We start from the raw sequence: 13,526 nt of genomic DNA, 5'->3' as shown, positions 1-13,526 counted from the left end.
CGGACCCACTGCGCCCCGGGAGGTCCGCTGCGGGAACCCGCTTGCGCCGTTCCGTACACGGACCGATAGGCTCCGCCGTCATCTGTCATCCGTCGTGCCGCCGCACGATGAGTGAGCACCGCCGTACGTCGCACAGACCGACACGAGGACGGGCATGACACCGCGCACCACACACGCGCACAGACCGCTGGGGATGAAGGGAAGGGTCTGGCTGGGGCTGGGCTCCGTCCTGCTGGGAGGGGCGGGCGTCACCGCCGTGGCCTTCGCCGGCACCGACGCGCGGCCTCCGCAGGCCGCGAAGGGCGTCCACCACCCGGTCGCGCCGAAGATCCACCGCACCGCGCTGGCCGCGCTGGCCCGGTCCGCGGGCGGCGCCCCGGTCCGGGGCCTCACCCGGCGCACCACCGAACCGTTCAACATGCTCGGCGTCAGCTGGGACGACCCGAAGGTCCGCTCCGCGGGCACCGTCGAGGTCCGCACCCGGGCGCTGGGCACCGGCACCTGGTCCGCCTGGAGGAAGCTGGGGACCACCGACACCGCGCCGGACCCGGGCAGCGGCGACGCCCGCGGGGCCCGCGGCGCCACCGAGCCGCTGTGGACCGGTCCGTCCGACGGCGTCGAACTGCGGGTCACCGCCGGCGGCGCAGGGCGCTTTCCGGCTGGCCTGCGGCTGGACTCCATAGCCTCGGGCAGCCTCGGCTCGGGCTCCTCCCCCGCGGCGCAGGCCCGGGGGGCCGTGCTGCGGGACGCGGAGCCCGCGGGCGCGGTGCTCGCGGCGGACCCGACCGCCACGGACACCGCCACGGACACCGCCGCGGCCACCGACACCGCCGCCGCCACGGACACGGCGGCCGCCGCCACGGCCACCGCCACGGCCACCGACACCGCGGCAGCGACCGGCGCCGCCACGGCGACGGACAGCGCCGCAGCCACCGGCACCGCCGCCCCCACCGACACCGCGAGCGGCTCGGCGAGCGGCACCCCCACCGGCTCGGCGAGCACCGGTCCCGCCCTCTCCGACTGCACCTCGGAGGGGACGACGGCGACGATGCCGGCGCCCGCCGCCTCCCCGGTCCGGCAGCCCCCCGTCGTCAGCCGCGCCCAGTGGGGCGCCGACGAGACGCTGCGCGACCAGACGCTGCCGTGCTACTCCTCGGGCGGCGTGCGGACCGTGTTCGTCCACCACACGACGGACGCCAACGACTACACCTGCAGCACCGACCCCCTGAACCCGAACGGCTCCGCCGCGCTGGTCCAGGCCGACTACGCGTACCACGTCACGTCCAACGGCTGGCGGGACCTGGGCTACAACTACCTGGTCGACAAGTGCGGCACCGTGTTCGAGGGCCGCTGGGACGGCGCGGACGACGGCGGGCGGCTGCCCGCCTTCGGCGCCCACACCTACGGCTGGAACGTCGACACGATGGGCGTCGCGGTGCTCGGCACCTACACGAGCACCAAGGTCTCCGACACCGTGCTCGGCGCCATCGCCACGCTCGCCGACTGGAAGCTCGCCATGTACGGCGTGAAGCCGGGCGACAGCGTGCAGCTGAAGACGGCGGCCACCCAGAAGAACTACTTCGGCACCTCGTTCACCAGCGGGCAGACCTACACCTTCAGGGCGATCTCCGCGCACCGGGACGGCTTCAACACCCAGTGCCCCGGCGACGCCCTGTACGGCCAGCTCGGCTCGCTCCGGGGCTACGCCACCGGTCCGGCGCCCGCGCCCGTCGTCACGGGGATGAGCGGGGCGGTGCCGTCCGGCACCACCTGGTACACCTCCGGCAAGGCCACCGTCTCCTGGTCGGAGAGCTGGGCCTCCGGCCTCATGGACCACTTCGAGGTCCTGGTGGACGGGAAGACCGCGGCCACCGTCACCAATACGGCCCGCTCCGCCGCCCTCACCCTCACGCCCGGCACGCACAGCGTCGCGGTCCGGGCCGTGCACCTCAACAGGACGGTGAGCACCTCCGCCACCGCCGCGGTCAAGGTCCCGGCCGTGGGCGCCGACCCGGACTGGAGCGGCGACGGCAAGGCCGACCTGCTGGTCCGCACCTCCTCGACGACCGGCCAGACCTACGCCTACCTCGGCGCGGCCATGACGTCCCGGTCGTCGGCGGGCACCGGCTGGCAGTACTACGACAAGGCCGTGCAGACCGACCTCGACCGGGACGGCCTCTCCGACCTCGTCATGCGCCGGTCGAGCGACGGCGCGCTCTACTGGCGGCACCGGACGGGCAGCGGCAGCTGGACGAACGCGAAGCTCGCCTCCGGCTGGTCCACGGTCCGGCAGATCGTGGCGCCCGGCGACCTGACCGGTGACGGCAACCCCGACCTGCTGAGCGTGGACAGCGCGGGCGCGGTCTGGGTGTACCCGGGCAAGGGCAACGGCTCCTTCGGCGGCCGCTTCCAGGTCGGCTCCGGCCTGCAGGGCCTGAGCCAGCTGGTGGGCCACGGCGACGTCACCGGCGACGGGAAGGCCGACCTGGTGGGCCGCACCTCCGCCGGCGCGCTCTACCTGTACCCGGGCGCGGGCAACGGCACGTTCGGCGCCCGCAGGACCCTGAGCACCAGCGGCTTCACCTCCGCCAACGCGCTGGCCGCCGTGGGCGACGTCAACGGCGACGGCAAGGCCGACCTGCTGATCCGCTTCACCACCGGCTCCCTCTACCTGTACCCGGGCAACGGCAACGGCACCTTCGGCGCCAAGGTCCAGATGGGCACCGGCAGCTTCGGCTCGTCCGCGATCCTGGGCTGAGCCCGCCCCCGCGCGACCGCGCCCCCGCCCGGAGCCACCGGGCGGGGGCGCAGCCGTGTCCGGGTCAGGCCAGGGCGCGCTGCACGGCGGCGGCGACCCCGGCGGCGCGGGCGCCGTCCAGGGGCCGGCCCTCGGCGTCGGTGACGTAGAAGGCGTCCACCGCGTTCGCACCCAGGGTGCTGATCCGCGCCGTCCGCACCCGCACGCCGGTGTCCTCCAGGGCCCGGCCGATGCGGTGCAGCAGGCCCGGCGCGTCCTGGGCGCGGACCTCCAGCACAGTGGCCGACACCGACGAGCCGCCCGGCGCGACCGTGACCCGCGGCGGCGGCGCGGGGGCGCCCCTGCGGCGGGGGGCCGCCGCGTCGCGCTCGGCCAGCCGCCGGGCGACGTCCAGGCCGCCGTCCAGCGCCCGGCGGACGTCGGCCCGCAGCCGCGCCGCCTCCGGCAGGTCGCCGTACTCGGCCGCCACCGTCCACGACAGCAGCAGCACCGGGCCGGCCCCCACCGGGTCGAGCTCCCGGACGGAGGCCGCCCGCACGGTGAGGCGGTGCAGGGCGAGCACCCCGGCGACGGTGCCGAGCAGGCCCGGCCGGTCGGGGACGGCCAGGGTCAGCTCCACCCCCAGGGGCTCCCCCGCGGGACCGCCCGCCTCCTCCTCGGGGCGCTGCAGCTGGGCCCGTACGGAGAGCACCGGACCGCCGGTACGGCCGGCCTCGACCGCGAGGCGCTCCTCCTCCGCGCCGGGCTCGGCGGCGGGCGGCGCCGGGGGCGGCCCGCCGGCCAGCAGGGCCGCGGCCCGCCCGACCAGGTCGTTCACCAGGGAGGCCCGCCACGCGCTCCACGCGGCCGGGCCGGTGGCGAGCGCGTCGGCCTCGGTGAGGGCGTGCAGCAGCTCCAGGTTCTGGGGGCTGCCGACGACCTTGGTGACGGCCTCCACGGTCGCCGGGTCGTCGGGGTCGCGGCGGGTGGCGGTGTCGACGAGCAGCAGGTGGTGGCGGACCAGCAGGGCCAGCACCTCCACGTCGTCCGCGTCGAAGCCCATCCGCACGGCGAGGTCGCGGGCGATGACCTCGCCCGCCTCCGAGTGGTCGCCGGGCCAGCCCTTGCCGATGTCGTGCAGCAGTGCGGCCACCAGCAGCAGGTCGGGCCGGGCCACCCGGCGGGTGAGGGCGGCGGCGCGGACGGCGGTCTCCACCAGGTGGCGGTCCACGGTCCAGCGGTGCACCGCGTTGCGCTGCGGACGGCAGCGCACCCGCTCCCAGTCGGGCATCAGCCGGGTCACCAGGCCCTCGGCCTCCAGCGCCTCCCACACCGGCAGGCAGGCGGCGCCCGCGCCCAGCAGCGCCACCAGCCGGTCGCGGGCCTCGTCGGGCCACGGCACCGGCAGCGGGCGGGACTCGGCCGCCAGGCGGCGCACCGTGGCGTGGGCGACGGCGATGCCGGCCTGGGCCGCCGCCGCGGCGGCGCGCAGCGGCAGGACCGGGTCCTGGAGCGGGCGGGCCGCCTGGGCGAGCACGGCCTCGCCGTCCTGCTCCACCACGCCCTCGGCGAGCGGGCGGCGCTCCACGGCGCCGCGGGCGACGGCTCCCGAGGTGCGGCCCGTGCCGCTGAACGGGAAGGCGAGGCGCGGGGTCCGGCGGCCGCGGCGGGACCGGGACCGCAGCACCCGCCCCACCTCGCGCCAGGTGACGTCGGAGGCGTAGGCGACGGTGCGGGCGGACCGGTAGACCTGGCGCAGCAGCGTGTCGGCGTCGAGCAGGCCGAGCCGCGCCGCCACCTGGTCCTGCTCCTGGAGGCTGAGCCGCTCGGTGGCGCGTCCGGTGACCAGGTGCAGGGCGTCGCGGACGTCGGCGAGGCGCTGTGCGGCCTCCCCGAGGCCGTCGCGGGGGGCGTCGGCGAGCCAGGAGGCGGCGACGGCGTCCAGGGCGACCAGGTCGCGCAGGCCGCCGCGGGCCTCCTTGAGGTCCGGTTCCAGGAGGAAGGACAGCTCGCCGTGGCGCTCGGCCCGCTCCCGGCACATCTCCTGCAGCTCGGGCAGCCGCCGGGCGGCCCCGGCGCGCCAGTCGGCGAGGACGGCGGAGCGCAGGGCGGCGGTGAGCGAGGGGTCGCCCGCGACGTGGCGGGCGTCGAGCAGGCCCAGCTGGGCCTTGAGGTCGTCGGCGGCCACCTCGCGGGCGGCGGCGAGGTCGCGCACCGAGTGGTCGAGGGCGACGCCGCTGTCCCACACGGGGTACCAGAGCTGCTCGGCGAGGGAGGAGATCCCGCCGCCCCAGGTGGTGCCGTCGTGCAGCAGCAGGACGTCGAGGTCGCTGCGGGGGGAGAGCTCGCCGCGGCCGTAGCCGCCGACGGCGACCAGGGCGACGCCGACCGGGGCGGGCCGCTCGCCGGCCGCCGAGGGGCTGCGCACGGCCGCCGCGGCGTCGGCGAGCAGGCCGGTGAGCCAGTGGTCGGTGAGGCGGGCGAGGACCGCGCGGCGGCGGACGCCGGCCAGTCCCGGGTCGGCGAGGAGCCGCTGCCGGGCGGCGCCGTGGTCGGCGGGCGCCCCGTCCGGTGCGGGGGTGCGGGGGGTGTGGGGTGCTGTCTCCGGCGCGGTCACTGTGCTGTCCCCGTCCGTCGTGCCGCTCCCGGGGCGGGTCGCGGCGGTGTCGCCTGATACGCGGGCGGCGGACCCGCGGCCGGTGTCCCCGGCCGCGAGTCCGCCTCCCCTTCGTTCGTCCTCGTCCGTACGGTGCCCCCCTGCGGCGCCCCCTGCACCGGTCCCTCCCGTCCGTACCGGTCCTCGGAGCGGAGGGGCCGGCCGGGTCGGGGGTCCGGGTCGGGGGTGTCCGGGTGGGGCATCCCGGGTCAGAGGGCGTCCGGTCCCCGCTCCCCCGTGCGGACCCGGACCGCGGTCTCCACCGGGACGGCCCAGACCTTGCCGTCGCCGATCTTGCCGGTGCGGGCGGCCTTGACGACCACGTCGATCAGGCCGTCGGCGTCGTCGTCCTCGACCAGGACCTCGATGCGGACCTTGGGCACCAGGTCCACGGTGTACTCGGCGCCGCGGTAGACCTCGGTGTGGCCGCGCTGCCGGCCGTAGCCGCTCGCCTCCGTGACGGTGAGGCCGTGGACGCCGAAGGACTGCAGGGCCTCCTTCACGTCGTCCAGACGGTGGGGCTTGATGACTGCGGTGACGAGCTTCATCAGGCGTCGACCTCGCTCTTCTTCGCGACCGGGGCGGGGGCGGTGGTGCCGGCGGCGGCCGGCGGGGCGGTGCGGGCGACGCTGCCGCCGACGGAGGCGAAGTCGTAGGCGGTCTCCGCGTGGAACGCCTGGTCGATGCCGCTGACCTCCTCGTCCTCGGTGGCACGGAAGCCGATGGTGAGGTCGATGCCCTTGGCGAGGATCCAGGAGACGGTCAGCGAGTAGGCGGCGACCGCGAAGGCGCCGACCGCCTGCTTGCCGAGCTGGGAGAAGCCGGCGCCCGCGGTGAGGCCGTCGGTGGCGTCGAAGACGCCGATCAGCAGGGTGCCGATCATGCCGCCGACCGCGTGCACGCCGACCACGTCGAGGGAGTCGTCGTAGCCCAGCTTGTACTTCAGGCCGACCGCCCAGGCGCAGACCGCGCCGGCGATGACGCCGATGCCGATGGCGCCCCAGGTGTTGACGGCGGCGCAGGCCGGGGTGATCGCGACCAGGCCGGCGACGGCGCCGGAGGCGGCGCCCAGGGAGGTGAAGGCGCCGTGCTTGACCCGCTCGTAGGCGAGCCAGCCGATCATGGCGGCGCCGGTGGCGACCTGGGTGTTGAAGAAGGCGACGCCCGCGGTGCCGTTGGCCGCGAGGGCGGAGCCGGCGTTGAAGCCGAACCAGCCGAACCACAGGAGGCCGGAGCCGAGCATGACCAGCGGCAGGCTGTGCGGGCGCATCGGGTCCTTCTTGAAGCCGACCCGCTTGCCGAGGACGAGCAGGGCGCCGAGGCCCGCCATGCCCGCGTTGATGTGGACGGCGGTGCCGCCCGCGAAGTCCTTCACCCCGAGCTTGAAGATCCAGCCGCCGGACTGCCACACCCAGTGCGCCACCGGGAAGTAGACGATGCTGACCCAGAGCGCGGTGAAGAGCATCCAGGCGCTGAACTTGGCGCGGTCGGCGAGCGCGCCGCTGATCAGGGCCGGGGTGATGATGGCGAACATCAGCTGGAAGGCGGCGAAGGCGAAGACCGGGATGGAGCCGCTGAGGGTGGTCCCGGTGATGCCCTTCATGCCGAGGAAGTCGAGGTTGCCCAGCAGCCCCGCGCCGGTGTCGTCGCCGAAGGCGATGGTGTAGCCGTAGGCCACCCACAGGATGCTGACGATCCCGAGGCTGATGAAGCTCATCATGAGCATGTTCAGGACACTCTTGACCCGGACCATACCCCCGTAGAAGAAGGCGAGGCCGGGCGTCATCAGCATGACCAGAGCTGCGCTTATGAGCACGAATGCGGTGTCGCCCGCGTCGAAGCCTTTCGGCATCGGCGTCTCCTTGTGTGTGATGGCCGCTCCGCCCCCGGGCGCGTCCCTCCTGGGCGAGAGGGCCGTCCCGTGCTGCCCGCGGGCGTCGGCGATGCCAAGGAGCGTGACGGAGGCCGGTTTCGACCGGTGCGTCCGGCTGTTTCACGAGAGTGACGAGCGCCACTCCGGTGTTACACGGAGGTGAACTGCAGCCCGGCCGGGGCCGGGGCTCGTCTACTCTTCCCCGCCTGCACGCGGGCGCAGCGGCACCGGGCGCGGAAACCACCCGGATGCTGGGCGCGGGGCCGCCGGGCCGGAAGCGCCCGGGCGGTCCCCGCGACCGGGGCGCGGGGGTCCGGCCGGCGGACGGCCGGCGGATGGCCGGAACCGTGCGGTCGGACGCGGCACACGGCACGGCCCGCCGTGCGACGGGTCGCACGGCGGGCCGCAGGGGCGGGGCGGGCGGGGGCCGCCCGTCGGGTCACACGGCGGAGGCGTACTCCGGGAGCGCGGTGGTGATGCGGTCGGCCAGCTGCTGGACGTCGGCGACGGAGGAGTAGTGGCGCAGCGCGGCGTCCGTGGTCTTGCGGATGCGGGTGTTCAGCCGCTCCGAGCGCACCTTGCCCGCGATGTCCACGGCCTGGTGGGCCATGGCGGCCGCCTCCTCGGGCTCCCCCTGGAGCAGATGGACGCTGGACATCCCGATCAGGTTGAAGGCGTAGGACCTGCGGTGCGTCGGGTCCTCCCGGAAGAGGTCGACGGCGCGCTCCATCACCGGCGCGGCCAGCGAGGCGTACATCGGGCTGCGGCTGGCGTGGTAGGCGAGGTCGCGGTAGGAGTGCGCGTTCTCCGCGTTCAGCTCGGCCTCGGAGAAGAAGGAGATCCAGTCGGGCTCGCGCTCCCCGGTGCGGACGTCGCTGAAGGAGTCCTCGGCGAGCCGGACGGCGCGGTGGCACTTGTTGACCTCGCCCAGGCTGGCGTAGGCGCGGGCCTCCATCGCGTGGAGCAGCGCCGCCGTACGGGGCGACGCGGTGTCGCGGCTGCCGTACTGGGCGAGGTGGATGAGCTCCAGGGCGTCCTCGCCCCGGTTGAGGTGGATCATCTGGCGGCTCATGTCGGAGAGGATGAGCGCGCCGAACGGCCGGTCGCCGGCCTCCTTGGCGGCGTGCAGCGCCAGCACGTAGTACTTCTGCGCGCTGGGGTGCATGCCGACGTCGTACGACATCCACCCGGCGAGGTGCGCGAGCTCCGCGGTGAGGCGGAAGAGGCGCTGGGTGGTCTCCTGCGGGTACGTCTCCTGGAGCAGGTCGGTGACCTCGTGGAGCTGCCCGACGACCGCCTTGCGGCGCAGGCCGCCGCCGTTCTGTGCGTCCCACTGGCGGAACATCACGGTGGTCTGCTCCAGCAGCTGGAGCTCGGGCGGGGAGAGCCGGCCGGTGTGCGGCTCCCCGCCGTTGGCGGCGGCCAGGATCGGCGTCGGCGAGCCGGACGGGCCCGGTGCGAGCCAGCGCTGCAGGGGCTCGATGAGCGCGGAGCCGGCGGTGAGGGCCAGGGACGTGCCGAGGAAGCCGCGGCGGTTGAGCATCAGGTCGCTGCGCGAGTACTCGCTGATCAGCTGGACCGTCTGCTCGCCGCTCCACGGCAGGTCGACCTCGCCGGAGCCGGTCACCGGGACGGCGGCGCGCAGGCCGAGGTCCTCGACGGTGACGACCGAGCCGAAGCGCTCGGAGAAGAGCTCGGAGAGGATCTTGGGGATGGGCTCCCTGGGCTGTTCGCCGTCCAGCCAGCGCCGCACCCGCGAGGTGTCGGTGCTGACGTGGTGCGCGCCGGTCTGGCGCGCCCGTCTGTTGACCTGCCGCGCCAGCTCGCCCTTGGACCAGCCGCTGCGTGCGAACCAGGAAGCCAACCGCTCGTTCGGTTGCTTCTCTCCCACCGGAACGCCCCCATCCCGGGTTACCCCGCTGCCGTGCCCGACGGTCGCGGGCCGAATTCGTGATCCTGCGCGCCCGCCGGCATCGGCCGGGGGGCGGTGGTCCGCTGCCGGCGCTCCGTCAGGGGCAGAGGCCGGGCGCACAGGGTTCGCAGGATCTGCTGTCCTATGCCAACGGCATACCCGCGGACTGACACAGCGCCGCGGTCCGTGGACCGAACGTAACGCGCACTGAGCCGTCCAGGGGAGACGCGCCGGGGAAACGCCACCATTCGCCACCCCTGAGGGTGAACCTTTCCCCGACATCCCGCGATTGACTGGACTCCATCGGCCCGAACGGGGCCGGCAGCGCAGCAACGAACCGTCCGCCACCGACGATCCACCATCCGTGCGCACCGCCGCAACGGCGTCGGGGAAACCGCTCTGGGCCGATGGTGTGAAAGACCGCCCTGCGCGCCGCCCGCCCGCGCCGCGCGTCACACGGATTCGGCAACACTGTGTCACCGTCGCGTAACCACCGGCGACGGATACCCGTTGGGGGAGGCATGGACATCCTGTTCGGCGATCTCAGGTTCGGCTCGCGGCGCCGCACCCGCGCCACCGCGCTCCACGCGGCGGCCGAGTACGCCGGGCGATGGGGCTGGTGGGTGGCCGCCGGCGCCCCGCCCCCGGGCCGCGGGCGGAACGGCGCCGCCGGCCCCGCCGTGGACGGCTGCTGCTGCGGACAGCGGCACTGCGCCGCGCCCGGCCTGCACCCGTCCGCCGCCACCCGGGCCCTGGAGGTCGGGCCGTGGGCGGAGCGCGCCGAGGTGCGGGCCGTGTGGGAGGCGGTGCCGCAGGCGTCCGTCCTGCTGCCGGCCGGCCGCACCTTCGACGTGCTGGACGTGCCGCTGGAGGCGGGCTGCCGGGCGCTGGTGCGGCTGGAGCGCATGGGCATCCGGCTCGGACCGGTCCTCGCCTCGCCCGCCGGGCGGGCGCTGTTCCTCGTGGCCCCGGGCGCGGCGCGCGAGCTCCCCGACCTGCTCTACCGCATGGGGTGGGACGACGCGGCGCTGGACCTCGTCTGCCACGGCGAGGGCGCGTACGTGGCCGCGCCGCCCACGGTGCTGGCCGGCCTGGGCGCGGCGCACTGGCTGCGGCCGCCGGGCCCGGGGACGGCCGGACGGCCGCCGGAGGCCCGGCTGCTGCTGGGCACCCTGGCGTACGCCTGCCACCGCAGCCGGGAGCCGGTCGGCGCCGAGGCCGCCTGGCTCGCCTCCTGACCCGCGCCCCCCTTCCCCGCGCGGCGGGCCGGCTTCCCCCCTTCCGGGCCCGCCGCACGGCAGAGGGCCGCCCCCGTGCCGGATACGGGGGCGGCCCTCTTCTCCTGTCGGCGGCCTGCCGGCCGTCAGGCCCGGCAGGTCCCGGTCAGTCCCCGATCAGGGCGTCGACGAAGGCGCCCGGCTCGAACGGGGCCAGGTCGTCGGCGCCCTCGCCGAGGCCGATCAGCTTGACGGGGACGCCGAGCTCGCGCTGGACGGCGATGACGATGCCGCCCTTGGCGGTGCCGTCCAGCTTGGTGAGCACGATGCCGGTGATGTCGACGACCTCGGCGAAGACCCGGGCCTGCACCAGGCCGTTCTGGCCGGTGGTGGCGTCGAGCACGAGGAGCACCTCGTCGACCGGGCCGTGCTTCTCCACGACCCGCTTGACCTTGCCCAGCTCGTCCATGAGGCCGGTCTTGGTGTGCAGCCGCCCGGCGGTGTCCACCAGGACGGTGTCGGCCCCCTCGGCGGCGCCCTCCCGGACCGCGTCGAAGGCGACCGACGCCGGGTCGCCGCCCTCGGGGCCGCGGACGGTGCGGGCGCCCACCCGCTCGCCCCAGGTCTGGAGCTGGTCGGCGGCGGCGGCGCGGAAGGTGTCGGCGGCGCCGAGGACGACCTTGCGGCCGTCGGCCACCAGCACGCGGGCGAGCTTGCCGGTGGTGGTGGTCTTGCCGACGCCGTTGACGCCGACGACCAGCACCACGGACGGGCGGCCCGCCTCGGCGGCCGAGTGCCGCGACGAGTGCAGCGAGCGGTCCGCGTCGGTGCCGATCAGGGCGACGAGCTCCTCGCGGAGCAGGCCGCGCAGCTCCTCCGGCGTACGGGTGCCGAGGATCTTGACGCGGGTGCGCAGGCGCTCGACCAGCTCCTGCGTGGGGGCGACGCCGACGTCGGCGGTGAGCAGGGTGTCCTCGATCTCCTCCCAGGTGTCCTCGTCGAGGTGCTCGCGGGAGAGGAGCGAGAGCAGGCCCTTGCCCAGGGAGTTCTGGGAGCGGGACAGCCGGGTGCGCAGCCGCACCAGGCGCCCGGCGGTGGGTTCGGGCACCTCCAGCGGGGGCGCGGTGACGGCGCCCTCGGCGGAGACGGGCGCCTCGGGCCCGGCGGGGGCCTCGGGCAGGGGCGGCGCCTCGGGGGCGGCCTCCGGGGCCGCCGTGCCCGTGGGCAGGTCCACCTGGTCGATGGTGCGGGTGGGGGTGTCCCGCGGGGTCTCGGCGTCCTCGCCGACCCGGGGCTCGGCTGCCGGCGTCCCGATCGGGACGCGCGACGACGGGGGCAGTGTCCTGCGTCGTCTGCCGCTGACGACGAAGCCGGTGATCGCACCGATGGCGACCACGGCGATGGCTACGGCAAGGATCACGTATTCCATAACCCCCCCAGTATCCGTGCTCGGGGGCCCGCAGCCGCAGCGGTGGGGCCGACTGGCCGGAGCGGCCGGCGGGGAGCCGGCCGGCGGGGCCGCGGACCGGACGGCGGCGGGGCCGTCAGAGCGGCACGGTCACCAGCCGGCCCCCCTCCCCGGTGCGGACCTCCAGGCGGTCCAGCTCCGGCCGGTACATCCCGGCGCCGCCCCGGACGAGGAGCGGTTCGGGCGCGCCGGGGACGCCGTAGCCGCTGCCGGGGACCTGCCAGTTCAGCACCACCTGCTGCTCCCCGGTGCGGGAGACCGCGACCAGGCTGCACCGCAGGGGGCCCCTCACCCCGCTGAGCCGCAGGCCCACCTCGGTGCCCCACCGCTTGGGGCTCAGGGCCACGGTGGCGGTGACGCCCGTGGCGGTGTCGGTGGCGGTGCGCTGCTCGCCGGAGAGCACGGGCGCGGCGGCGGTCGTCCGGGGTCCGGAGGCGACGGTGGCCGCGACGACCGGTCCGCCGACGACCAGGACCGCCGCGGCGGCGACGGCCAGCAGGCGCCGGGGGCGGGTGCGGCGGCGGGCCGCGGAGACGTCGGCGAGGAGCCGGTCGAGCAGCGGGGGCCGGGCGGCGGGTCCGGGGCGGGGCTCCCGCACGGGAGGGGCGGGCGCGACGGCGGGGAGGGCGCCGTCGAGGGCCCGGACGTCGGCGAGCTCCGCGAACTCGGCCAGGATCGGCTCCAGCCCCCCGAGGGCGGAGGCCTCGGCGGCGCACCGGGCGCAGCCGCGCAGGTGCTCCTCGAAGAGCGTCCGGTCGGGCTCGCCGAGCACCCCGAGGACGTAGGCGCCCACGTCGGCGTGGCGGTCCGGTGCCTGCGTCACGATGTCACCCCCCGCTCCTCCAGCGCGAGCCGCAGCGAGCGCAGCGCGTAGTACACCCGGGACCGGGCGGTCCCGGGCGGGATGCCGAGCAGGCGGGCGGCCTCGTCCGCCGTGCGGCTCTTGAAGTACGTCTCGATCAGGATCTCCCGGTGCGCCGGCGTGAGGGCCCCGAGGGCGTCGGAGATGGTCATCATGCGCAGGGCGCGGTCCAGCTCGTCCTCCGCGGGCAGGGTCTCCAGGGGCGACGGGTCCACCTCCTGCGGCCGCGCGAGGCGGCTGCGGTGGCCGTCGATCACGATATGGCGCGCCACCGTCACCAGCCAGGGGCGGAGCGAGCCCGCGGCGGGGTCGAGGCGGTCGGCGCTGCGCCAGGCGCGCACCAGGGTCTCCTGGACGACGTCCTCGGCGCGGTGCCGGTCGCCGGCGACCAGGCGCAGGACGTAGGCGAGGAGCGGTCCGGCGTGCTCCTGGTAGAGGGAGCGCATCAGCTCCTCGCCGGGCGGCGGGGCGCCGGGCGGCGCGGACCCGCCGCCCGGGCCCCTGCCGCGGTCCCGCTCGCGGCCGCGGTTCCGGCTCCGCGACGGGCCGTCGGTCACGGCGGCGTGGTTGCGCACCGGTGCCTCCTGGTCGGTCCTGGGCCGGTCGGGACGGGCCGGGGCGGGCGTCCGGACGGGACGGGACCGGCCGCCCGGCGGCCGTCCCCCTCTTCACGCGTGCGGGGGGCCGGACCGCTCAGGGCGGCGTGTGGAGGTTCGGTGAAGGCACGGGGGCGCGGGCCGGGCGGAAACGGGCGGGGGACGGCAGGCCCGGTGGGGGAGGGCGGCGGCGGGAACGGGGGCG

At 76.2% G+C, this 13,526-nt stretch carries 9 protein-coding genes; 2 read left to right on the top strand and 7 right to left on the bottom strand.

All coding sequences use genetic code 11. The features are described 5' to 3' along the window. Positions 1-193 precede the first annotated feature (193 nt). On the top strand, positions 194-2,758 hold the full coding sequence (locus ACFY07_RS20825) for an FG-GAP-like repeat-containing protein (RefSeq protein WP_390870453.1): 2,565 nt from the start codon (positions 194-196) through the stop codon (positions 2,756-2,758). Between the two features lie 64 nt (positions 2,759-2,822). Here ACFY07_RS20825 and ACFY07_RS20820 read toward each other — a convergent pair whose 3' ends face one another. The 4 genes from ACFY07_RS20820 to ACFY07_RS20805 all read right to left on the bottom strand — a co-directional run bounded on the left by ACFY07_RS20820 (position 2,823) and on the right by ACFY07_RS20805 (position 9,157). Then, positions 2,823-5,354: a [protein-PII] uridylyltransferase gene (locus ACFY07_RS20820; RefSeq protein ID WP_390870451.1), complete on the bottom strand. Its 2,532-nt coding sequence runs from the start codon at positions 5,352-5,354 to the stop codon at positions 2,823-2,825. A 248-nt stretch (positions 5,355-5,602) separates the two neighbouring features. Then, the gene (locus tag ACFY07_RS20815; RefSeq protein WP_230655048.1) at positions 5,603-5,941 is read right to left on the bottom strand and encodes a P-II family nitrogen regulator; all 339 of its coding nucleotides are present in this window, start codon (positions 5,939-5,941) and stop codon (positions 5,603-5,605) included. After that, the gene (locus tag ACFY07_RS20810; protein WP_390870449.1) at positions 5,941-7,245 is read right to left on the bottom strand and encodes an ammonium transporter; all 1,305 of its coding nucleotides are present in this window, start codon (positions 7,243-7,245) and stop codon (positions 5,941-5,943) included. The genes ACFY07_RS20815 and ACFY07_RS20810 overlap by 1 nt, the downstream gene beginning before the upstream one ends. A gap of 460 nt (positions 7,246-7,705) precedes the next feature. After that, entirely contained in the window at positions 7,706-9,157 is a 1,452-nt protein-coding gene (locus ACFY07_RS20805; RefSeq protein WP_230655046.1) for a hypothetical protein, read from the bottom strand. A 542-nt stretch (positions 9,158-9,699) separates the two neighbouring features. Here ACFY07_RS20805 and ACFY07_RS20800 point away from each other — a divergent pair. Then, positions 9,700-10,416 (top strand): bifunctional DNA primase/polymerase, encoded by a 717-nt coding sequence (locus ACFY07_RS20800; RefSeq protein ID WP_390870447.1) that lies wholly within the window; start codon positions 9,700-9,702, stop codon positions 10,414-10,416. Between the two features lie 145 nt (positions 10,417-10,561). Here the strand turns inward: ACFY07_RS20800 and ftsY are convergent, their stop codons facing one another. From ftsY to ACFY07_RS20785, 3 genes are all read right to left on the bottom strand, one after another. After that, entirely contained in the window at positions 10,562-11,824 is a 1,263-nt protein-coding gene (ftsY, locus tag ACFY07_RS20795) for a signal recognition particle-docking protein FtsY (RefSeq protein WP_390870445.1), read from the bottom strand. Between the two features lie 115 nt (positions 11,825-11,939). Further along, complete coding sequence (locus ACFY07_RS20790) at positions 11,940-12,686, bottom strand: zf-HC2 domain-containing protein (protein WP_390870443.1); 747 nt, start codon at positions 12,684-12,686, stop codon at positions 11,940-11,942. Continuing rightward, positions 12,683-13,174 (bottom strand): sigma-70 family RNA polymerase sigma factor, encoded by a 492-nt coding sequence (locus ACFY07_RS20785; RefSeq protein ID WP_390870527.1) that lies wholly within the window; start codon positions 13,172-13,174, stop codon positions 12,683-12,685. The genes ACFY07_RS20790 and ACFY07_RS20785 overlap by 4 nt, the downstream gene beginning before the upstream one ends. Positions 13,175-13,526: the final 352 nt, after the last annotated feature.

The organism is Streptomyces sp. NPDC001380 (assembly GCF_042895785.1).
In the GTDB taxonomy this organism is placed as follows: Bacteria; Actinomycetota; Actinomycetes; order Streptomycetales; family Streptomycetaceae; genus Peterkaempfera.
Note: the sequence above shows the minus strand (reverse complement) of the source record. Positions and strands in the feature narration are given on the sequence as shown.